Genomic DNA, 20,084 nt, shown 5'->3' on the forward strand with positions numbered 1-20,084 from the left:
GTTCCATGCCGCGCGAGGCGGCGAGGAATCCCGGGGAACTGGACTGCCGGGCAGCGCGCAGGCGCGCACCGCCATTGTGCATTCCATCTGGCGCACCGAAACAAGGCATCGTACGCACCATTTCAGGACGGGTCTATCTCGATCGCACCGGCGGCCGCGGCGCCCTCGCGCAGCGCGGCCATCGCCAGCTCGACCTGGGCCGGATCCGCACCCTTGACGCCGATCTCGATGTGCGGTCCGAACGTCGGGTGGTCGACGCTGGGCAGGCTGAACGAGCGCACGCCGGCGAACGCGGCCTCGACGCGCTCGAAGACGGGAATCAGCGCCGACTCGTTCGTGCCCCGCACGCGGACGGCGCGCAGCGCGTGCGCGCGGGTCTGGTCGGCGTAGCGGTTGTCCAGCAGCCAGTCCAGCATCGGGTGCGCCATCACCGGGAAGCCGGGCATGAAGTGCAGGTGGCCGACGCTGAAGCCCGGGATGCGGTTGTACGGGTTCGGGATCAGGGTCGCGCCGGCCGGGAACACGCCCATGTTCAGGCGCCGCTGGTGGTCGGGGCCGGCCGTGTCGTAGGCCAGCCCCTTCTCGGCGGCCATGTCGCGGCCGCGCTGGGTGATCAGCACCTCGGCCTCGGGATGCAGCGCGAGCGGCAGGCCCAGCGCCTGCGCGGCGCACTGGCGGGTGTGGTCGTCGGGCGTCGCGCCGATGCCGCCGAACGAGAACACGGTGTCGCCCGAGGCGGCCGCGGCGCGGATCTCGGCCACGATGCGCGCGGGTTCGTCCCCGAGGTAGTGCGCCCAGGACAACGCGAGCCCGCGCGATTCGAGCGCGCCGATGACGCGGGCGAGGTGCTTGTCCTCGCGCCGGCCGGACAGGATCTCGTCGCCGATGATCAATGCGCCGAAGTTCATGGTTCCAGGGGCCTCGAATCCTCGTAGCCGAAGCGCTCGTGCGGCGGCACCTCTTCGACCAGTTGCAGGTCGGACGACGGCACCACCGCCGGCTGCACCGCGCGCATCGCGGACTCGGCGTCGCGCAGCGTGGCCAGCACGCCCAGGCCGTAGTGCGTGAACCAGAGCGCCGAGAACGTGAAGATCATCGTGTAGAGCCAGATCACGCCCACCATGATGAAGGGCGCGAAGATGATCAGCTGCATGCTGAGCGTCCAGATCATCGACGGCACGCCGCACAGGAAGCCGCAGACGATGCCCATGATCAGCAGCGGCCAGCGGTGCGCGCGCAGGATCGCCTCGCGCTCCGGCTGCGACGCGTGCTCGGCGAGCGCGTCGAAGCCCATCACCTTGGCGGTCAGCCAGCCCCAGATCAGCGGCGGCAGCACCAGCGCCAGCCCGGGCACGAGCCAGAACGGCAGCGTGATCATCACCATCAGCAGCGCGCCCACCGTCCAGGCCAGCGACGCGAAGATGCCCAGCCACCACGATCCGCCGTGGCGACGCTCCAGCGCCGGGAAGCGCCGGCGCGCGACCAGCGTGACGATGGCCGGCGTGATCCACAGGCCGACCAGCACCAGCGTCATCGCCACCACCACGGGGATGGTCAGCGCGATCACGATCAGCGCGGCGACGCCGGTGCGGAAGTTCGCGCCCAGCATCGACGACATCCATTCGAGCATCGAGTTGACCAGCGACCAGTGCTCCAGCGTCGCGCGCACCGAGGCGATCGCCGACTCCCAGAACAGGTAGCCCGCGGCGAGCGTGACCGCGCCGGCCACCAGCAGCGGCAGCAGCGACAGCGCAATGACCCTGGGGTGCAGGCAGTAGGCGACCGCGCGCCAGAACGAGCCGAACAGCGATTTCATCGAAGCGTGAGCGTAAACGAGCGAGGTGCGACCAATGTGAATTTCAACTGGCGCTCAATCGTCGTCGCCGGACAGCAGGCTGCCCAGTCCGCCGAGGATGCCGCCGGTCGCCAGGCCGCCGACCACGCCCAGTCCGCTGCTGCTGCCGGCGCGGTCGCTGCTGCCGCCGTTCTGCGGCGCGGCGGCGAACACCCGGCTGGCCAGGCGCGAGAACGGCAGGCTCTGGATCCACACGGTGCCCGGGCCCGTCACCTTGGCGAAGAACAGGCCCTCGCCGCCGAACAGCGCGGTCTTGATGCCGCCCACGTACTGGATCTCGAAGTTGACCGTCTGCGTGAACGCCACCAGGCAGCCGTGGTCGATCAGCAGCGTCTCGCCGGGCTGCAGCTCGCGCTTCTCGACGGTGCCGCCGGCGTGCACGAAGGCCATGCCGTCGCCGTCCAGGCGCTGCATGACGAAGCCGTCGCCGCCGAAGAAGCCCACGCCCAGTCGCTGCTGGAACGCGATGCCCAGCGACACGCCGCGCGCCGCGCACAGGAACGACTGCTTCTGGCAGATCAGCGACCCGCCCACCGTGCGCAGGTCGATCGCGAGGATCTTGCCCGGCACCGGCGTGGCGAAGGCGACGCGGCGCTTCTGGCCGGACTGGTTCATGAACACGGTGGTGAACACGTTGGCGCCGCTGATCAGCCGCTTGCCCGCGCCCACCAGCGCGCCCCACAGGCCGGAGTTCTGCTGCGAGCCGTCGCCGAAGACGGTGTCGAGCACGATGCCGTTTTCCATGAACATCATCGAGCCGGCCTCGCCGACCGCCGCCTCGCCCGGGTCGAGCTCGACCTCGACGAACTGCATCTCCGCGCCCTTGATCTCGTAGTCGACCACGTCCATCGCCATTTCTGTTCCCTCGGTTGCCGGCTCGTGCCGGATCGGCATTCTCCGTCAAGCCGGACTCGCCCGGCCCCTAACACGCCAACATTGGATAAAGCCATGAGACGGACGCATTTGCCGCGGCGTTATCCTCCCCGCACCGTCAACCACGAGCGGCCCCGGCCACAAGCCATCGGCCGCCACCACGAGACATGACCACACCCGTCCAGACCCAGGCCGCGAAGCCCGCCCGCCCCGCCGTGCTCGACCTCATCGGCAACACGCCGATGGTCGAGATCACGCAGTTCGACACCGGCTGCTGCCAGCTGTTCCTCAAGCTCGAGTCGCAGAACCCGGGCGGCTCGATCAAGGACCGCATCGGCCTGGCGATGATCGAGACCGCCGAGCGCGACGGCCGCCTGAAGCCGGGCGGCACGGTGCTGGAGGCGACGGCCGGCAACACGGGCCTGGGGCTGGCGCTGGTGGCGCGCGCCAAGGGCTACCGCGTGGTGCTGGTGGTGCCGGACAAGATGTCGTCCGAGAAGGTGCTGCACCTGAAGGCGCTGGGCGCCGAGGTGCACACGACGCGCTCCGACGTCGCCAAGGGCCATCCCGAGTATTACCAGGACATGGCCGCGCGCCTGGCGCGCGAGATGGGCGACGACGCGTTCTACATCGACCAGTTCAACAACCCCGCCAACCCGCTCGCGCACGAGACGGGCACCGCGCCCGAGATCTGGCAGCAGCTGGGCCATCGCGTCGACGCCATCGTCTGCGGCGTCGGCTCCGGCGGCACGCTCACCGGCCTGAAGCGCTACTTCGAGCGCGTCTCGCCCGAGACCGAGTTCGTGCTGGCCGACCCCAAGGGCTCCGTGCTGTGCGACTACATCGCCACCGGCAAGTTCGGCGCGGCGGGCTCGTGGGCCGTCGAAGGCATCGGCGAGGACTTCATCCCCGCCATCGCCGACCTGAGCAACGTGCACACCGGCTACACCATCGACGACGAGGAGAGCTTCCGCACCGCGCGCGAGCTGCTCAAGCGCGAGGGCATCCTGGCGGGCTCGTCGACCGGCACGCTGCTGGCCGCGGCGCTACGCCATTGCCGCGCGCAGACCACGCCGAAGCGCGTCATGACCTTCGTCTGCGACACCGGCACGCGCTACCTGTCCAAGGTCTACAACGACAGCTGGATGTTCGACCAGGGCCTGCTGCCGCGCCCGAGCGTCGGCGACCTGCGCGACCTGATCTCGCGCCGCGCGGTCGACGAGGCCGTCATCAGCGTGACGCCCGACGACACGCTGCTGACCGCGTTCCAGCGCATGCGCGCGGCCGACATCTCGCAGGTGCCGGTGCTGCAGGACGGCAAGCTGGCCGGGCTGCTGGACGAGTCCGACCTGCTGCTGCACGTCAGCGGCGACTCCGAGCGCTTCCGCCAGCCGGTGCGCCAGGCGATGAACCGCCAGCTGCGCACGCTGCGCCCCGACGCCGGCCTGCAGGCGCTGATCACGACCCTGCAGGAGGGTTGGGTCGCGGTCGTCGCCGACGCGGACGGCTTTTATGGTCTGATCACACGCTTCGACCTGTTGAACTACCTCCGCAAGACTCTGGCCTGAACATCATGAGCAACGACACCCCGAAGCACGGCTTCGACACCCGCGTCATCCACGGCGGCCAGCATCCGGATCCGTCGACCGGCGCGATCATGCCGCCGATCTTCCAGACCTCGACCTACGTGCAGTCCAGCCCCGGCGTGCACAAGGGCTACGAGTATTCGCGCAGCCAGAACCCGACGCGCGAGGCGCTGCAGCGCTGCGTGGCCGACCTCGAGGGCGGCCTGCAGGGCTATGCGTTCGCGTCGGGCCTGGCGGCGATGTCCACCGTGCTCGAACTGCTGGACGCCGGCGCGCACATCGTCGCCAGCGACGACCTCTACGGCGGCTCGTTCCGCCTGTTCGAGCGCGTGCGCAAGCGCTCGATGGGGCTGCAGGTCAGCTTCATCGACATGACCGACCCGCAGGCCGTGCGCGCGGCGATCCGGCCCGACACGAAGATGCTGTGGGTGGAGACGCCGTCGAATCCGCTGCTCAAGCTGATCGACCTCGCCGCCGTCGCGAAGATCGCGCGGGACGCCAACCTGATCGCGGTGGCCGACAACACCTTCGCGAGCCCGTGGGGCCAGAACCCGCTGGCGCTCGGCTTCGACATCGTCGTGCACTCGACGACCAAGTACCTCAACGGCCACTCGGACGTCGTCGGCGGGGTCGCGATCATCGGCAACGAGCCGCGCCAGGCCGCATGGGCCGAGCAGCTCGCGTTCCTGCATAACGCGGTCGGCGCCATCGCGGGGCCGTTCGACTCGTTCCTCGCGCTGCGCGGCATCAAGACGCTGGCGATCCGCATGGAGCGTCACAACCAGAGCGCGCTGGCGCTGGCGCAGTGGCTGGAGGCGCATCCGAAGGTGGCGCGCGTGCACTATCCCGGCCTGGAGAGCCACCCGCAGTACGCGCTCGCGAAGCGCCAGATGCGCGGCGGCGGCGGCATGATCTCGATCGATCTCAAGAGCGATCTCGCCGGCTCGCGCCGCTTCCTCGAGAAGGTGCACCTGTTCGCGCTGGCCGAGAGCCTCGGCGGCGTCGAGAGCCTGATCGAGCACCCGGCGATCATGACGCACGCGTCGATCCCGGCGGCGCAGCGCGCGGCACTCGGCATCAACGACACGCTGATCCGGCTGTCGGTGGGCATCGAGGCGCTGGACGACCTCAAGGCCGACCTCGAAGCAGGCTTCGCCCAGGTCTGAGCGGCCGAGTCTTTCGCCAAAAGCGCGTCCTCGAACGCGCTTTTTTTGCGCCCGCGCATCCCGCATACTCGTCGCCTCGCACCAAGGATGCCGACGATGAACCTCTCCCGCTCCAAGCTGTCCCTCGCGCTGGCCGGCGCGCTCGCCCTGCTCGCCTCGACCGCGCACGCCGCGCCCGATCCGGCGGCCACGCACCGCTTCGAACAGGTCGTGCACGACTTCTACGAGCACTACCTCGCCACGCACCCGGAAGAAGCCACGCAGCTCGGCGACCATCGCTTCGACCGCAAGTCCGGCGACTCGTCGGCCGCCGGTGTCGCGGCCGATCGCCGGCTCTATCGCAAGACGCTGGACGTGATCCAGGCGATCCCGGCGTCGAGCCTGCCGCCCGACGACGCCGTCGACCGCGAGATCCTCGAGAACGACCTGCGCGCGCGCCTGTACGACATCGAGGTGCTGAAGACCTACACGTGGCAGGTGACGGACTATTCCGCGACCGAAGGCGTCTACGTGCTGCTCGCGCGCGACTTCGCGCCGATCAAGCATCGCCTGGCCGACGCCAACCTGCGGCTGCAGGCCATCCCGAAGCTGGTCGCCGCGGCGAAGCAGAACCTGCAGCGCCCGCCGCGCGTGTTCACGGAGACGGCGATCGCGCAGAACAAGGGCGCCATCTCGTTCCTGCAGGACGACATCGACGACTTCATCAAGCAGGCGCCCGCGATGGAGGCCCAGCTCGCGCCGGCGCGCGCCCGCGCGATCGCGGCGCTGAAGGACTACGGCACGTGGCTCGAGAAGACGCTGCTGCCGCGCTCCGACGGCGACTTCCGCTTCGGCAAGGAGCACTTCGACCAGCGCCTGAAGTTCTCGCTCGACTCCGACCTGTCCGCCGACGAGATCCTGCGCCGCGCCGAGGCCGACCTGCTGGTCACGCAGAAGCAGATGGAGGACACGGCCCTGCCGCTGTACAAGCGCTGGTTCCCGGACAAGCCGACCGACGGCGTCGACGGCCACGCGATCGTGCGCGCGGTGCTGGACAAGATCGCCGAGACGCATCCGAACAACGACACCATCGTCGCCGAGGCGCGCGGCGACCTCGACAAGGCCACCGCCTTCGTGCGCGAGCACAAGCTGGTGACGGTGCCGGATCGGCCGATCAAGGTCATCGTGATGCCCGAGTTCCAGCGCGGCGCGGCCGTCGCGTTCTGCGACTGGGCGGGGCCGCTGGACAAGGACGGCATCACGTTCTACGCGATCTCGCCGACGCCGGCCGACTGGTCGCCGCAGCGCGTCGAGTCGCAGTACCGCGAGGACAACAGCGCCGAGCTGCGCGACATCACCGCCCACGAGGCGATGCCCGGCCACTACCTGCAGGGCGCGCACGCGAGCCAGGTGCACTTCCCGACGCTGGTGCGCGCGATGACCTACAGCGGCACCTTCGTCGAGGGCTGGGCCGTCTACGCCGAGCAGTTCATGGCCGAGGCCGGCTGGGGCGGCGACGAGACGCGCATGGAGCAGCTCAAGGTGCGCCTGCGCACCGACACCAACGCCATCATCGACCAGAAGATCCACACCGCCGGGATGACCGAGGACCAGGCCAAGCGCCTGATGATGGAGACGGGCTACCAGGAAGAAGGCGAGGCCGCGGGCAAGTGGCGGCGTGCCGAGATGTCGGCCGGGCAGCTGTCGACCTATTTCGTCGGCGTGCAGGAACAGCTCGCGCTGGCGCACGACCTGCAGGCGAAGATGGGCGGCGACATGCTGGCCGTGCGCGACCGCATGCTGTCGCACGGCTCCATCGCGACCAAATACGTGCGCGAGCTCGAAGGCCTGCCGCCGGCGGACACGGCGCTGACGGCCAAGTAGAAGGCGGGCCCGGGCGCCGCGCTCGGCCGCTCCGGAGCAAGCCCGGGCGGCCCCCTCGGGGGGCTGCGAGCCAAGGCGAGCGGGGGTCGTCGTCTACTCGATCGCGTAGACCTTCGAGTCGGCGCTGCCGATGTAGACGGTGCCCTGCGCGACCAGCGGTGTCGAGTAGAACGAGCCGACCCCCTGCTGGCGGCGCGCCCCGTCGGCGGTGGCGTCACCCGTCGACGACGGGAACAGCATCGCCGAATCGAAGCGGCCGTCGGCGGCGAGCGCCCAGCCGAGGTTGGCGCGCGCGGCCTCGGTGCGGAACTCCCACAGCACGCGGCCGTCGACACGGTCGCGCGCCTGCAGCGTGCCGTTGAGCACGCCCACCAGCACTGTGTCGCCGGCGACGGTCGGCGAGCCGAACACGTAGGCCAGCGTCGAGGCGGCCGGCTGCGCGGGCTTGCCGGTGACGGCGTCGACCACGTGGTACTGCGCGGTGTCGGCGGTCGCGAAGTAGATGCGGCCGCCGGCGACCGCGGGCGAGCTGTTGACCCAGCTGCCGGCCGTGTCGATGTTCCATTTCTCGGCGCCGGTGTGCAGGTCGATCGCGTAGAGGTGCGCGTCGCGGCAGCCGACGTAGACGATGCCATGGACGATGGCCGCCGACGACTGGAAGCCCTGCTGGTTGTGGATCAGCGGATCGACGCCAGCCTGGAACGCCCAGCGCTGCGCGCCGGTCTGTGCGTCGAGTGCGTAGAGCTTGCCGTCCCAGCTGCCGATCACGACCAGGCCGTCGGCATAGGCCGGCGACGCATGCACCACGTCACCGGTGGCGAACTTCCACGCCAGCGCGCCGCTGGCCGCGTCGACCGCGTACACGTGGCCGTCGCTGCTGCCGAAGACGACCTTGCCGCCCACGACCAGCGGGCTCGAGAGGAAGACGTCGTACATGTCGGCGAAGGTCTGCGTGCGCGGCTGCATGCCGTGCAGCCCGCGCGCCTCGAAGCGGCGCTCGCCTTCGGTCGCGAACTTCCAGAGGACTTCGCCGGTGCGCACGTCGAGCGCGTAGAGCCGGCCGTCGTAGCTGAGCGCGAACAGCCGGTCGCCGTCCAGCGCCGGCGTCGACGGCACCGGGCCGCCGGTGCGCGCCATCCAGCGCTGGCGGCCGGTGGCGGCGTCGACGGCGTAGACGTTGCCGTCGTCGCTGCCGAAGTACAGCGTGCCGTCGCGCCACACCGGCGACGAGACGACGCGCGCGCCCGTCGTGAACGTCCACTTGACGCGATGGAACTCGCGCGGCGCCTGCTCGGTGCTCGCGCCATGGTGGGCGGCGTCGCCGCGGAACATCGCCTGGGATTGCACCGCGGCGGGCAGCAGCGCGACCAGCGCGGACAGGGCCAGCGAGCAGGAGGAGCGCGCGATCATGATGCCTTCTCCCCGCTGGCTTGGCGATGCAGCACGATGGGCGCCTCGAAGCCGCCGAGCAGGACCGAGCCGGCTATCGTGCCGTCCGCGGCGGCGAAGCGTCCTTCGATGCGCAGGTCCGCCGCGCTGGCGCCCAGCGTGACGAACTCGCGGCCCTCGATGACGCGATCCATCTCCAGCGTCGTCGTGCGCTTGCCGACGACGACCAGCTGGCCGCCACCGCCGCCGTCGGGGCGGTTGGCCAGCGTCAGCGTGACCTCGCGCGCATAGCCGCCCATTTCGTAGCGGCCCGTCCAGCGGCCGGCCAGCGCCGCGCTGATCACGCTGTTGGGCGCGACGCGATCGACCTGCGCCGCGCCGCTGCGCCGCAGCGTCAACGTCGTGCGGTTGCCGGCGAGCTCGAAGCTGCCGGCGAGCGAGCCGTCCGGCTGGCAGGCGAGCGCCACCTTCGGGTTCGCGCCGCCGCCGCCGGCGAACGCCGCGGCGAGCCCGAAGTGGACGTCGCAGCCGTCGACACCGAGCTCGGACAGCGGCGCGCCCTTCACGCCGCGATCGGGCAGGACGACCGAGCCCTGCCACTGGCCGCGCCCGTCGCGGTCGAGGTCGACGATCAGGCGCAGCGGGCTGCCGGGGATGTCGACCGCGCCTTCCCAGCGTCCCGACGCATCGGGCGTGGCGATCGCATTGAGGGCAGACAGCGCGCAGGCGCCGGCCAGCAGGTGGAACAGGATTCGCACGATGCCTCCGCAATCGACGGGATGCGGCCAATATAGGCAGCACCCGCGCCGCGGGGCGTGCATTGCGACGAACGGCCGAAAAGAGGCCGCGAGCAGCGGTCAGTAATTGGCGACGGCGCGCACCGCGCTGGCCGGCTTGTCGAGGTCGGCCAGCAGCTCCGGCCCGACGATCGAGAACGGCGACGAGCCGTACGACAGCAGGCGGTCGTGGAAGTCGCGCAGCGAGCCCTTGTCGCCCACGCGGTGCTGGTACTCGGCCAGCAGCTGCTCGAGCTGCAGGCGGCCGACCGTGTAGGCCAGCACGTAGCCCGGGCGCAGCGCGTAGCCCGCCACGGCGGCCTCGGACGCCGACTTGGTGAAGCCCGACTGCTCCTCGAAGAACTTCGCGGCCTGCGCCAGCGTCCATTCGCCGCTGGCCAGCTTGACGTCGACCACCACGCGCGCGCCGCGCACGCGTTCCCAGCGCGCGGTGAACAGGCGCGCGTCGAGGTCGTCGCCGTACAGGCCGAGGCGCACGAACATCTCCTCGCCGTAGAACGCCCAGCCCTCGGCGAACACGCCCGAGTACTGGATCTTGCGGATGTAGTCGGAATGCCGGCGCGCGATGGACAACTGCAGGAAGTGGCCCGGCATCGCCTCGTGCGCGGCGGTCGACAGGATGCGGTCGCGGTCGAAGTCCTCGTTCATGTCGAGGCGGCTGGCGGCGTCCTTGAGCGACTCCGGCGGCGTGATGAAGTAGTAGCCGTTGCCCGACTTCGCGAACAGCCGCGGCGAATCCATCGACGCGCCCGGCGACACTGGCTGCAGGAACTTGGGCGTCTCCACGACGTCGATCGCGCCGAGCCACTGCGGCAGCGTGACGACATCGTGGTCGACGACGAACTTCGTCAGCTGGGCGATCCGCTCGCGGTAGTAGCCGATCAGCGCCGAGCCGTCGGGCGCCATGCCGCCGCCGCTCTCGGCGCCGAACGCGACCTTGCGATCGGCCGCCAGCGACTTCAGCCAGGCCTCCTCGGCCCAGCCGTGGGCCAGCTCGTCGCGCGCCATGCCCTCGACATCCTTGGACGTGAACGGCAGCAGTTGCTCGCGCTGCAGCATCTGGTCGTAGGCGGCCTTGCCCATCGCGAAGTTCTCGGGCCACGCGTCGACGTGCGCCTTGATGAAGGCGTCGCTCCTGGCGAGCGTCGCCAGCAGCGCGTCGCGTGCGGCCGTGAAGCGCTGCAGCGTCGCGGGATCGTTCGCGAGCTGTTCCTTGGCGGCGTCGGTGAGCGCGCCGCCGATGAAGTCCGGCGCGCCGGCGATCTGCTTGCTGCCGGCCGTGCCGAACAGCTTGCCCGGATGCGTCACCAGCTTCTGGCCCGCCTCGATGTAGGCGGGGCTCTTCTCCATGCGGGAGGCGATGTCCACCCAGGCCTGGTGCAGGTCGGCGGACGTCGCGTCGTCGCGGCCGGGGATCGGCAGGTGCAGGAACTGCGTGTAGAGCGCCCCGACCACGGCGAGCGCCGGGCCGGCGTAGTCCTTGCGGTCGGTCTGGCGGACCAGCAGGCCGTCCAGCTCCTCGTCGAGCTGCGCGTGCAGCAGCTTCGCGTCGTCGGCGTCGACCAGCGAGATGGACGGCCCCGCGGCCGACTTGATCGCGTCGATCTGCGCGGCCCAGCCCTTCAGGCGCGCGAGGTGCGCGGCGCGCGTTGCCTCGCTGGGGATGGCGAGGTCGCCGTCCATGCCGGGGATGCCCAGGTAGGTGGCCTGCATCGGGTTCTCGCGCGAGGTGGTCTGCACGATCTCCTGCGCCAGCGTGGTCAGGCGCTCGTGCGTCGAAGGCGCGGCGAACGCGTTGGCGGCGAGCAGGCTGGCCAGCAGGAGGGTGAGCGGCGACTTGGTCATGGCGGGATTTGCGCTTCGGCGGACGGGTTCGAGGTCGAGCATGTTACGTCCGGCTCGCGCGACGATGTCTGGACTTGTCTAGGCGAGCGCCTTTTCCAGGGTTTTCACCAGCAACGACAACGCTTCGACCGCCGGGGCCGGCGTCGCGAGGTATTGCGCCTGCACGATGGCGCCGTCGATGGCGAGCGCGAGCGCGCGGGCCGCGCGCGCGCGGCCGGGCGCGGGCTTCATCAGCCGCGTGACGGCGGCGGTCATCTCCTGCTTGTGGCGCCGCGTGACGTCCAGCACCGCGGCCAGCGCCGGCGCGAGTTCGCCGACGCTGTTGAGGAAGGCACAGCCGCGGAAGTCGTCGCTCGCGAACCACTCGGACAGGGTTGGCGCGATGGCCGCCGGCGTGCCGCCGTGGCGCGCGAGCGCGGCGACGAACCAGGCCATCCAGCGCTCGTGGCGGACGTCGAGGAAGGCGAGGACCAGCTCGTCCTTGCTTGCGAACTGGCGGTAGAACGTGAGCTTGGCGACGCCCGACTCGGCGATGACGCGATCGATGCCGGTGGCGCGCACGCCCTCGCGATAGAACAGGTCGTGCGCGGCGCGAAGAATGCGCTCGCGCGGCGTCGCGACGATGGGCCCGGTGGTCATGGACTCATTGTAGACAGACTTGTCTACCTGGCCTAGACTGCCGCAGGTAGACGAACCTGTCTACATTCCCATCGAACGGAGAAACCATGGACACCAAGCCGCCGCTGCCGCCCTTCACCCGCGAATCCGCCGTGCTGAAGGTGCGCCTCGCCGAGGACGCCTGGAACTCGCGCGACCCGGCGCGCGTCGCGCAGGTCTACACCGAGGACACGCGCTGGCGCAACCGCGCCGAGTTCCCGGCCGGGCGCCAGCAGGTGCGCGAGTTCCTGCAGCGCAAGTGGGCGCGCGAGCTCGACTACCGGCTCATCAAGGAGCTCTGGGCGCACGACGCCAACCGCATCGCGGTGCGCTTCGCCTACGAGTTCCGCGACGACTCCGGCCACTGGTTCCGCTCGTACGGCAACGAGAACTGGGAGTTCGACGAGCACGGCTTCATGACGAGGCGCTTCGCGAGCATCAACGACCTGCCCATCGCCGAGGGCGACCGCCAGTTCCATTGGCCGCTGGGGCGGCGTCCGGACGATCATCCCGGCCTGAGCGACCTCGGTCTCTGAAAGCGTTGTGCGCCGCCGCATTTGACCCTGCCGGCGTATCGCGCGCGGCCGCGGGCCAACATCCGCATCCCTGAACTCGCTCGAGGACACGCCATGCCCATCTTTCGCTCGAATTCGATCGTTGCTGCCGTCCTGCTGGCGGGCACGCTCGGCATGGGCAGCGCCCTTGCCCAGGATCTCAGGCTCACCGGTGCCGAGGAAACGCCGCCGAACACCAGCACCGCCGTCGGCACCGGCAGCATCAGGATCGACGCCGACGGCAACGTCAGCGGCACCATCTCGACGCCCACGATTCAAGGCAGGGCGGCCCACATCCACACGGGCGCGCCGGGCACGGCCGGGCCGCCGATCATCACGCTCAGCGGCGGCGATCCCGGCACGTGGACCGTCCCCGCGGGCGCCAAGCTGACGCCCGAACAGATGGCGGCGTGGAAAGCCGGCAACCTCTATGTCAACGTGCACACCGCCGAGCATCCCGGCGGCGAGGTCCGCGCGCAGCTGAAGCCCTGATCAGGCCCCGAGCGCGGCGATCACGCCCATCGCCGCGGCGGGCGCGCGCTCCTTGGCGCCGTTGATCATGAACATGAACACGTCGCGCGAGGCACTCGCCGGCGCGCCCGCGTCGCCCGCGACCAGCGGCAGCCCCGACGGCTCGCCGCCGCCGGCCCACACCTTCGCGCAGGCCGCGAACGAGGCCAGCACCTCGGGGGCGTAGCCGGTGGGCACGTCGGACTGCGCGTTCATCAGCCGCAGGTAGACGAAGTCCGCCGTCAGGTTGGCGAACGACGGGAACTTGGGCGAGTCGGTGAACACGACCGCCATGCGGTACTTGCGCGCCAGCGCCAGGAACTCGGGCACCATGAAGCTGTCGTTGCGCACGTCGAGCACGTGACGCAGCTTGCGGCCCTCGACGTCCTCGGGCAGCAGCTTGAGGAAGGCCTCGAAGTCCACCGGGTCGAACTTCTTGGAGTCGGCGAACTGCCACAGCAGCGGCCCCAGCTTGTGCTCCAGCCGCGCCAGGCCGCTGTTGACGAAGCGCCCGATCGATTCCCCGGCCTCGGCCAGCACGCGCCGGTTGGTGGCGAAGCGGTTGGCCTTGAGCGAGAACATGAAGTCGTCGGGGGTCTCCGCGAACCAGCGCTCGAAGGACTTGGCCGTCATCGTGCTGTAGTAGGTGCCGTTGACCTCGATCGCCGTGACCTGCCGGCTCGCATGCGACAGCTCGCGCGCGGCAGGCAGCTTGGGCGGATAGAAGGTCTCGCGCCAGGGCTCGTACGTCCAGCCGCCGATGCCAACTCGGATTCGGGTCATGTGCTGCGCTCCTCGAAGGGGACTGCGTTTTTACCCCATCCGCGCGGCGCCTGCGCTCACCGTCTGTAGTCCAGCTGCCAGAGCAGCTTCCAGGTCCTGCCGCCGTCGGTGGTGCCTTCCCAGTCCCAGGTGAAGCCGTCCTTGCGGATGTCGTGGAAGATCATGCGCTGGCCCTTGACCTGGTCGCCGACGGGCACCAGCGCGGTGGAGAACAGCCGCTTGTCGCCGTCGGCGCTGGCCGTCAGCGCGAAGAAGCCGCCCTGGTTGTCGGCCCAGGCCTGGTGCCAGAGCCCGGCCGGGTCGCGCACGCTCAGCGAGCGGCCCTTGAGCAAGGGCGCCAGGTCGGCCGGATCCTGCTCGAACTGCTCCTCGATGACGTGGCCGTCGAGGATGCGCGACACGTGGTTGCGCGCCTTGCCGACGCTGCCGTCGGCGTTCTTCCAGCTGACCTGCCAATCGCCGACCCAGAAGTCGAACATGTCGGCGGCCTGGGGAACCGGGGCCGGGGCGGCGGAGGTGGTTTGCATCGTGAGCGCCAGCAACAGGGACAGGACGAGGAACCGCATGGGATACCTCCCGCATGGGGCAAGGCCTCCGTTGTAGTCCGACGCGGCGTCCGGCGCCGCGGCGTTGCGACCAACGACGGTGGCGTGGGGTCCGGCGACGGTCCGCTAGTGCAAGGTCGCGAGGAACTGCTGCAGCTCGGGCGTGCGCGGCGCGCCGAAGATCTCGTCCGGCGGCCCGATCTCGTGGATGCGGCCGGCGTGCATGAAGACGACGCGGTCGCTCACCTTGCGCGCGAAGTTCATCTCGTGCGTGACCATCAGCAGCGTCATGCCCTCCTCGGCCAGGCTCTCGACGACCTTGAGCACCTCGCCCACCAGCTCGGGATCGAGCGCTGAGGTGATCTCGTCGCACAGCATCACGCTGGGCTGCATCGCGAGCGCGCGGGCGATGGCCACGCGCTGCTGCTGGCCGCCCGACAGCTGGTCGGGCCAGGCGTCGAACTTCTCGGCCAGGCCCACGCGCGCGAGCAGCCTGCGCGCCGTCTCGTCGTTGGCCTGCGGCTGCGCCTTCTTCACCAGCGTGGGCGCCAGCATCACGTTGCGGCCGACGCTCAGATGCGGGAACAGGTTGAAGTTCTGGAAGATCATGCCCACGTGCTGGCGCAGCTCGCGCATCGCCTTCGCGTCGCCGTGCTTCAGCGGCTGGCCGTCGACGTGCAGCGTCCCTTCCTGGAATTCCTCGAGCCCGTTGATGCAGCGAAGCAGCGTGCTCTTGCCCGAGCCGCTCTTGCCGATGATGGCGATCACCTCGCCGCGCCTGACGTCGAGGTCGACGCCCTTGAGCACCTCGTTCGTGCCGTAGCGCTTGCGCAGCTGCTTGATGTCGACGATGGAAAAGCTGGCATCAGCGGTCACGGCGCATCCTTCTTTCGAGTCTCTTGCTGCAGGCGGAAACGGGCCAGCACAGCGCGAAGTACATCAGCGCCACGCAGGCATAGACGGTGAACGGCCGGAAGGTCGCGTTGGTGATCATCGTGCCGGTCTTGGTGAGCTCGATGAAGCCGATGATGGACGCCAGCGCCGTGCCCTTGATCACCTGCACGAGGAAGCCGACCGTGGGCGCGACCGCGATGCGCAGCGCCTGCGGCGCGACGACGTAGCGCAGCTTCTCGCCGAAGCTCAGCGCGAGGCTGTCGGCGGCCTCCCATTGCCCGCGCGGGATCGCATCGACGCAGCCGCGCCAGATCTCGGTGAGGTAGGCGCTCGCATAGAGCGTCAACGCGACGCTGGCGGCGAACCACGCCGACACGTTGATGCCGAACAGCCCGAGGCCGAAGTAGGCGAGGAACAGCTGGATCAGCAGCGGCGTGCCCTGGAACACGTGCACGTAGGTCGATACGGCGGTGGGTACGCCGGGCCAGCGGCGCAGCCGGGCGGTCAGCAGCGCGAGGCCGACCAGGCCGCCGCCGGCGAACGCGATCAGCGACAGCACCACCGTCCAGCGCGCGGCGAGCAGCAGGTTCCACAGGATCTGCCCGACCGAGAACTCGACCATCTCAGCGCCCCGTCGGCGCGATGCGCCCGAAGATCCAGCGCGGGCCGGCCCACACCAGCGCCTGGCGCAGCAGCACGGCCATCGCGAGGTACATCGCCGCCGCGACGAAGTTGGCCTCGAACGAGCGGAAGTTGCGGCTCATGATCAGGTTCGTGTAGTAGCTCAGCTCCTGCGCGGCGATCTGGCCGCACACCGCCGAGCCCAGCATCACGATGACGATCTGGCTGACCATCGCCGGCCAGACGCGGCCGAGCGCCGGCGGCAGCACCACGCGCAGGAACACCTGGCGCTCGCTCATCGCGAGGCTGCGCGCCGCCTCGAGCTGTCCGCGCGGCGTGCTCTCGATGCCGGCGCGCACGATCTCGGCGGCGTAGGCGCCGAGGTTGAGCGTCATCGCGATGATGGACGCCGTCTCCGACGACAGCCTCAGGCCCAGGCTGGGCAGCCCGAAGAAGATGAAGAACAGCTGCACGATGAACGGCGTGTTGCGGATCAGCTCGACGTAGGCCGCCGCGAGCGCGCGCACGGGCGCGGGGCCGTGCGTGCGCGCCCGCGCGCAGGCGATGCCCAGTGCGACGCCCAGCACCGCGGCAACGGCGGTCAGGCCCAGCGTGAAGGCGGCACCGCGCAGCAGCAGCGGCCAGTCGACGAGGACGGCCGCGAAGTCGAGCTGGATCATCGTCGTTCGCCTGCGGCCGTCAGTTGGGCAGGTCGCCGCCCGGGCGGCCCAGCCACTTCATGCACAGCCGGTCGATCTCGCCGCTGGACCTGGCCGCCGCGATGATGTCGTTGACCTTCTGGCGCAGCTTGTCGTCGCCCTTGGCCACGCCGATGAAGTTGGGCGAGTCCTTGAGCAGCAGCTTGTACTCGGTGCCCAGCGCCGGGTTGCGCGCCATCATGTTGCCGGCCACCGACGCGCCGGTCGCGATCACCTGCACCTGGCCCGAGACGAACGCCGACACGGTGGCGTTGTTGTCCTCGAAGCGCTTGATGTCCGCGCCCTGCGGCGCGATCTTCGACAGCTCGAGATCCTCGATCGCGCCGCGCGTCACGCCGATCGTCTTGCCGGCGAGGTCGGCCGGCGACTTGATCGACACCGACTTCGCCGCGAACACCGCCTGGAAGAACGGCGAGTACGCGGCGGTGAAGTCGATCACCTTCTCGCGCTCCGGGTTCTTGCCCAGCGTGGAGATGACGAGGTCGGCCTTGTGCGTCTGCAGGTACGGGATGCGGTTCGCGCTGGTCACGGGCACCAGCTCGACGGCCACGCCCAGCCTGGCGGCGATCAGCCGGGCCATGTCGACGTCCAGGCCCTGCGGCGCCATGTCGGTGCCGACGAAGCCGTAGGGCGGGAAGTCGGTCGGGATCGCGATCGTGATGGACTTCTTCGCCATCACCGCGTCGAGGGCGCTGTCGGCCCGTGCGGTCGTGGACAACAGCAGGCCGGCCGACAGCGCCAGCGCGAGGAAGGGACGTCGTTGCAGAGTCATTCAGTTCTCCTTGTGACGCCGTTGCGGCGCACGCGTGTCGGTCGGGGTGGGCGGGATCAGGTCGGTGAACAGGCGCCGTGGGCGCCGCGTGGTGGGCTGGGTCGTCGCATGCACGTGCGCCTGCAGTGCCTGGCGCAGCGGATCCAGCGGATCGGCCTGCGGCGCCGGCGAGCCCAGCGCCGCCGCGACCGCGACGATGTGCGCGCGCATCAGCTCGGCCGCGCCGGCGGCGTCGCCCTGCTCCAGCGCCGCGACGATCGCGACGTGCTCGTCGCACGACAGCGCGGCGTCGTGGGTCGACTGGAACAGCGTCGCGACGAGCGTGGTGCGCGCCGTCAGGTCGCGCAGGATGTCGGCCAGCAGCGGGCCGCTGACGCACTCGGCCAGGCACACGTGGAAGTCGCCCAGCAGGCTGCTGCGCTCGCCCGGATCGCTGCCCGCGATCGCGGCCCGCTCCGCCTTGTAGTGCGCCTTCAGCCGGGCGAGCTTGCTCCTCGGCAGCGGCCCGTCCAGCGAGTTGAGCATGCCCGTCTCGATCGCGATGCGTGCCGAGAAGGCCTCGGTGGCGTCCGCCCGCGAGGGCTGCACCACGAACCAGCCGCGCCGGCTGCTCACCTCGACCATGCCGCGCGCCGACAGCCGCGCCATCGCCTCGCGCACCAGCGTGCGGCTGACGCCGAAGACGTCCGCCAGTTCCTGCTCGCCCAGCCGCTGGCCGGGCGCGACGCGTCCGGCCAGGATGGCCTCGACGACGCGGTCCGCGATCTGCGGCGCGCTCGAACGCGAGGGAACGGATGTGGTGCTCAAGATGCGCTCATTTGGAGCCCCAGGCCCCGTTGCCGTGCGAAAGCGGCGGTTACGAGGCTTGGATGCGTGGGTTGCATACAAGCATCGCAAGCCGCGTGCCAAATGTCGAGGCCGTGACGAATGCCACGAATGAGCCGGAAACCTGCCGTTTCTCGCCAGACCGGGATTCCCGCCTTCCGCCAGACTGGGCAGCTTCTCCCGCGACCGCCCTGGACATGAACCGCAGATACGCCTACCGCGACTACGAGATCCTTGTTTCGGCCCAGCCTGCCGGCAGCGCGCCGGGATGGCGCCCCGAGATCTGCGTCATCGCCCCGGACGACCACTGGCAGTTCGTGCCCACGCATGACTCGCTGGTCGCCAACGATCCGCAGTATTGCCTCGAGATCGGCCGCCGCTGCGCCGAAAGCGCGATCCAGAGCATGGATGTCCAGCGCGAACTGGCGCAGTACGAAGGCCTCTGGCACTGAACCCGCGCTCGCGATACAAAGGCGCCTGCACATCGTGCGAGGCGCCTTTTTTCATCGGCGGCGTAGATCAGTCGCCGACTTCCGCCTCCTGGCAGCGCACCTTGTCCGACCAGTCCAGCACGCCCAGCGGCTGGCGGATGAACTGGGCCTGCGCGACGTCCACCTCCCAGTAGGCCAGCGGCGCCTTGACCCCGGGACGACGCAGCCCGACCCCGATCGACAACGGCGTGGCCGAGCCCGTATCCGGCACCGTGCACTGCAGCAGGTTGCTGACCTGCGCATGCGGCGGCAAGGCGACGACGTCGACCATGCGGCAGGTGTTGCGGCGCGTGTCCAGCAGGAAGGCGAAGTCCGCGCCGAGATGCCGCCGCACCAGCACGACGCTGCCGTTGTAGATGATCGGCAACTCGCCTGCCACCGGCACGAAGCCGGCCGACTGCGGCACGTCCTCGCCCGGCGCACAGGCCTTCCCGCGCAGCGCGCGCGCGTCCGCGAGCGAGCCCGCGTCGACGGCGAACGCTTGCGTCTCGGCCGCCGCGGCGGGGCTCGGCGTGTGCGGCGGACCGTCGGGCACCTTGTTCGGCGGAGTCCTGGCCGACACGTTCGGTGCGGCAGGCGACGCGCTGGCGGCCACGGCGCCCGCACCGCCGGCCAGGCGCCGGCTGCGCGCCACCAGCACCGCGTCCCACAGCGCGTAGGCCTGCGCGATGCAGGCGGCGTCCGGGCACGGATCGCGCACCTCGCGCAGCCACTGCGCTTCCTCCCGCTGCAAGGCCGGCGCCTCGCCGCCGGACTGGGCCAGCAGCGCGCGGTAGTGGGCGGCCAACTGGCGGTCGAGCGCCGACAGTTCGGGCGAGGCGCAGATGGTCTTGTTGACGTGGGAGGTGACGCGGGCGCAGTCGAAGCTGGGGCCGTCGGCGGCGTGGGCCAGCGAGGCGAAGGTGCAGGCCAGGAAGGCGACGCTTGCGCGCGCGGAGGCGCGTACGGTCTGAATGTCGAAACTCATGGGGATGCACCGTAGCCGATGGCGAACGGGGCCGCAATCGTGTCGATTCCGGACGAGCGCCGCGGCGCCGCCGCGCTCGCCGTGTCATGCCGCGTAATGGATCGCTCCGCTCCTTCCTCGCATCATTCAGTCCATGCCAGGTCGGGATCGCGGAACGCGGATCGAGCTGGCAACGGCGGCACCGGATCGAACAGGGCCGCGAGAGTCCTAATCGGGGCGCCATGCTGATGACGTCGGCGTGTCAACGAAATTTCAGGAGCACAAAATGGCAATGGACATGTTCATCAAGATCGGCTCGCTCAAGGGCGAATCCGTCGACAAGACGCATGCGGGCGAAATCGACGTCCTGGCCTGGAGCTGGGGCATGTCGAA

22 protein-coding genes are annotated in these 20,084 nt (G+C 70.1%); 7 read left to right on the top strand and 15 right to left on the bottom strand.

What is annotated here, in order from left to right; genetic code table 11:
• Positions 1-122: 122 nt before the first annotated feature.
• Genes LPC04_RS23375 through LPC04_RS23385 form a run of 3 tightly spaced genes read right to left on the bottom strand, consistent with a single transcriptional unit; the run spans position 123 to position 2,710 of the window.
• A complete protein-coding gene (locus tag LPC04_RS23375) occupies positions 123-908 on the bottom strand; it encodes a competence/damage-inducible protein A (RefSeq protein ID WP_275684713.1) in 786 nt (261 codons plus the stop codon).
• The gene (locus LPC04_RS23380) at positions 905-1,816 is read right to left on the bottom strand and encodes an EI24 domain-containing protein (RefSeq protein ID WP_275684714.1); all 912 of its coding nucleotides are present in this window, start codon (positions 1,814-1,816) and stop codon (positions 905-907) included. Before LPC04_RS23380 ends, LPC04_RS23375 begins: the two co-directional genes overlap by 4 nt.
• Before the next feature lie 54 nt (positions 1,817-1,870).
• The gene (locus LPC04_RS23385) at positions 1,871-2,710 is read right to left on the bottom strand and encodes a TIGR00266 family protein (protein ID WP_275684715.1); all 840 of its coding nucleotides are present in this window, start codon (positions 2,708-2,710) and stop codon (positions 1,871-1,873) included.
• A 185-nt stretch (positions 2,711-2,895) separates the two neighbouring features.
• Here LPC04_RS23385 and LPC04_RS23390 point away from each other — a divergent pair, with 185 nt between their 5' ends.
• From LPC04_RS23390 to LPC04_RS23400, 3 genes are all read left to right on the top strand, one after another.
• A complete protein-coding gene (locus tag LPC04_RS23390; protein WP_275684716.1) occupies positions 2,896-4,296 on the top strand; it encodes a cystathionine beta-synthase in 1,401 nt (466 codons plus the stop codon).
• Positions 4,297-4,301: 5 nt separating this feature from the next.
• Complete coding sequence (locus tag LPC04_RS23395) at positions 4,302-5,480, top strand: trans-sulfuration enzyme family protein (RefSeq protein WP_275684717.1); 1,179 nt, start codon at positions 4,302-4,304, stop codon at positions 5,478-5,480.
• Positions 5,481-5,576: 96 nt separating this feature from the next.
• Positions 5,577-7,343, top strand: coding sequence for a DUF885 domain-containing protein (locus tag LPC04_RS23400; protein ID WP_275684718.1), 1,767 nt, complete (start codon positions 5,577-5,579; stop codon positions 7,341-7,343).
• A 93-nt stretch (positions 7,344-7,436) separates the two neighbouring features.
• Here LPC04_RS23400 and LPC04_RS23405 read toward each other — a convergent pair whose 3' ends face one another.
• The 4 genes from LPC04_RS23405 to LPC04_RS23420 all read right to left on the bottom strand — a co-directional run bounded on the left by LPC04_RS23405 (position 7,437) and on the right by LPC04_RS23420 (position 12,013).
• Positions 7,437-8,753 (bottom strand): outer membrane protein assembly factor BamB family protein, encoded by a 1,317-nt coding sequence (locus LPC04_RS23405; protein ID WP_275684719.1) that lies wholly within the window; start codon positions 8,751-8,753, stop codon positions 7,437-7,439.
• On the bottom strand, positions 8,750-9,490 hold the full coding sequence (locus LPC04_RS23410; RefSeq protein ID WP_275684720.1) for a hypothetical protein: 741 nt from the start codon (positions 9,488-9,490) through the stop codon (positions 8,750-8,752). The genes LPC04_RS23405 and LPC04_RS23410 overlap by 4 nt, the downstream gene beginning before the upstream one ends.
• 99 nt (positions 9,491-9,589) lie before the next feature.
• Positions 9,590-11,374 carry a DUF885 domain-containing protein gene (locus LPC04_RS23415; protein ID WP_275684721.1) on the bottom strand — a complete coding sequence of 595 codons (1,785 nt, stop codon included), beginning with the start codon at positions 11,372-11,374 and terminating at the stop codon, positions 9,590-9,592.
• Positions 11,375-11,452: 78 nt separating this feature from the next.
• Positions 11,453-12,013, bottom strand: a complete 561-nt coding sequence (locus LPC04_RS23420) for a TetR/AcrR family transcriptional regulator (protein WP_275684722.1) — start codon at positions 12,011-12,013, stop codon at positions 11,453-11,455.
• 86 nt (positions 12,014-12,099) lie between these two features.
• Here LPC04_RS23420 and LPC04_RS23425 point away from each other — a divergent pair, with 86 nt between their 5' ends.
• A complete protein-coding gene (locus LPC04_RS23425; protein WP_275684723.1) occupies positions 12,100-12,567 on the top strand; it encodes a nuclear transport factor 2 family protein in 468 nt (155 codons plus the stop codon).
• Positions 12,568-12,660: 93 nt separating this feature from the next.
• Entirely contained in the window at positions 12,661-13,077 is a 417-nt protein-coding gene (locus LPC04_RS23430; protein ID WP_275684724.1) for a CHRD domain-containing protein, read from the top strand.
• Here LPC04_RS23430 and LPC04_RS23435 read toward each other — a convergent pair whose 3' ends face one another.
• The 7 genes from LPC04_RS23435 to LPC04_RS23465 form a co-directional block, all read right to left on the bottom strand.
• Positions 13,078-13,878: a DUF72 domain-containing protein gene (locus LPC04_RS23435; RefSeq protein ID WP_275684725.1), complete on the bottom strand. Its 801-nt coding sequence runs from the start codon at positions 13,876-13,878 to the stop codon at positions 13,078-13,080.
• A gap of 56 nt (positions 13,879-13,934) precedes the next feature.
• Positions 13,935-14,444, bottom strand: coding sequence for a hypothetical protein (locus LPC04_RS23440; protein WP_275684726.1), 510 nt, complete (start codon positions 14,442-14,444; stop codon positions 13,935-13,937).
• Between the two features lie 105 nt (positions 14,445-14,549).
• Positions 14,550-15,299: an amino acid ABC transporter ATP-binding protein gene (locus LPC04_RS23445; RefSeq protein ID WP_275684727.1), complete on the bottom strand. Its 750-nt coding sequence runs from the start codon at positions 15,297-15,299 to the stop codon at positions 14,550-14,552.
• Positions 15,289-15,939 (bottom strand): amino acid ABC transporter permease, encoded by a 651-nt coding sequence (locus LPC04_RS23450; protein ID WP_275684728.1) that lies wholly within the window; start codon positions 15,937-15,939, stop codon positions 15,289-15,291. The genes LPC04_RS23445 and LPC04_RS23450 overlap by 11 nt, the downstream gene beginning before the upstream one ends.
• Before the next feature lies 1 nt (position 15,940).
• On the bottom strand, positions 15,941-16,618 hold the full coding sequence (locus tag LPC04_RS23455; RefSeq protein ID WP_275684729.1) for an amino acid ABC transporter permease: 678 nt from the start codon (positions 16,616-16,618) through the stop codon (positions 15,941-15,943).
• A gap of 19 nt (positions 16,619-16,637) precedes the next feature.
• Entirely contained in the window at positions 16,638-17,429 is a 792-nt protein-coding gene (locus LPC04_RS23460) for a transporter substrate-binding domain-containing protein (RefSeq protein ID WP_275684730.1), read from the bottom strand.
• Positions 17,430-18,236, bottom strand: coding sequence for a GntR family transcriptional regulator (locus LPC04_RS23465; protein WP_275684731.1), 807 nt, complete (start codon positions 18,234-18,236; stop codon positions 17,430-17,432). It abuts the gene before it with no gap.
• 215 nt (positions 18,237-18,451) lie between these two features.
• Here LPC04_RS23465 and LPC04_RS23470 point away from each other — a divergent pair, with 215 nt between their 5' ends.
• Positions 18,452-18,706 (top strand): hypothetical protein, encoded by a 255-nt coding sequence (locus tag LPC04_RS23470; protein WP_275684732.1) that lies wholly within the window; start codon positions 18,452-18,454, stop codon positions 18,704-18,706.
• Between the two features lie 67 nt (positions 18,707-18,773).
• On the opposite strand, the gene LPC04_RS23475 is transcribed toward LPC04_RS23470, so the two are convergent.
• Complete coding sequence (locus tag LPC04_RS23475) at positions 18,774-19,712, bottom strand: lysozyme inhibitor LprI family protein (RefSeq protein WP_275684733.1); 939 nt, start codon at positions 19,710-19,712, stop codon at positions 18,774-18,776.
• Positions 19,713-19,977: 265 nt separating this feature from the next.
• Between LPC04_RS23475 and LPC04_RS23480 the strand changes: the two genes are divergently transcribed.
• On the top strand, positions 19,978-20,084 hold a 107-nt coding region (locus tag LPC04_RS23480; RefSeq protein WP_275684739.1), incomplete at its 3' end, for a type VI secretion system tube protein Hcp.

The organism is Scleromatobacter humisilvae, assembly GCF_023231945.1.
Lineage (GTDB): Bacteria > Pseudomonadota > Gammaproteobacteria > Burkholderiales > Burkholderiaceae_C > Scleromatobacter > Scleromatobacter humisilvae.

Coding starts and splice junctions, on each gene's coding strand:
- LPC04_RS23385 (WP_275684715.1), bottom strand. CDS start 2,710: ATGGCGATGGACGTGGTCGACTACGAGATCAAGGGCGCGGAGATGCAG.
- LPC04_RS23455 (WP_275684729.1), bottom strand. CDS start 16,618: ATGATCCAGCTCGACTTCGCGGCCGTCCTCGTCGACTGGCCGCTGCTG.
- LPC04_RS23405 (WP_275684719.1), bottom strand. CDS start 8,753: ATGATCGCGCGCTCCTCCTGCTCGCTGGCCCTGTCCGCGCTGGTCGCG.
- LPC04_RS23400 (WP_275684718.1), top strand. CDS start 5,577: ATGAACCTCTCCCGCTCCAAGCTGTCCCTCGCGCTGGCCGGCGCGCTC.
- LPC04_RS23460 (WP_275684730.1), bottom strand. CDS start 17,429: ATGACTCTGCAACGACGTCCCTTCCTCGCGCTGGCGCTGTCGGCCGGC.
- LPC04_RS23475 (WP_275684733.1), bottom strand. CDS start 19,712: ATGAGTTTCGACATTCAGACCGTACGCGCCTCCGCGCGCGCAAGCGTC.
- LPC04_RS23470 (WP_275684732.1), top strand. CDS start 18,452: ATGAACCGCAGATACGCCTACCGCGACTACGAGATCCTTGTTTCGGCC.
- LPC04_RS23375 (WP_275684713.1), bottom strand. CDS start 908: ATGAACTTCGGCGCATTGATCATCGGCGACGAGATCCTGTCCGGCCGG.
- LPC04_RS23380 (WP_275684714.1), bottom strand. CDS start 1,816: ATGAAATCGCTGTTCGGCTCGTTCTGGCGCGCGGTCGCCTACTGCCTG.
- LPC04_RS23395 (WP_275684717.1), top strand. CDS start 4,302: ATGAGCAACGACACCCCGAAGCACGGCTTCGACACCCGCGTCATCCAC.
- LPC04_RS23415 (WP_275684721.1), bottom strand. CDS start 11,374: ATGACCAAGTCGCCGCTCACCCTCCTGCTGGCCAGCCTGCTCGCCGCC.
- LPC04_RS23440 (WP_275684726.1), bottom strand. CDS start 14,444: ATGCGGTTCCTCGTCCTGTCCCTGTTGCTGGCGCTCACGATGCAAACC.
- LPC04_RS23390 (WP_275684716.1), top strand. CDS start 2,896: ATGACCACACCCGTCCAGACCCAGGCCGCGAAGCCCGCCCGCCCCGCC.
- LPC04_RS23450 (WP_275684728.1), bottom strand. CDS start 15,939: ATGGTCGAGTTCTCGGTCGGGCAGATCCTGTGGAACCTGCTGCTCGCC.
- LPC04_RS23425 (WP_275684723.1), top strand. CDS start 12,100: ATGGACACCAAGCCGCCGCTGCCGCCCTTCACCCGCGAATCCGCCGTG.
- LPC04_RS23430 (WP_275684724.1), top strand. CDS start 12,661: ATGCCCATCTTTCGCTCGAATTCGATCGTTGCTGCCGTCCTGCTGGCG.
- LPC04_RS23435 (WP_275684725.1), bottom strand. CDS start 13,878: ATGACCCGAATCCGAGTTGGCATCGGCGGCTGGACGTACGAGCCCTGG.
- LPC04_RS23420 (WP_275684722.1), bottom strand. CDS start 12,013: ATGACCACCGGGCCCATCGTCGCGACGCCGCGCGAGCGCATTCTTCGC.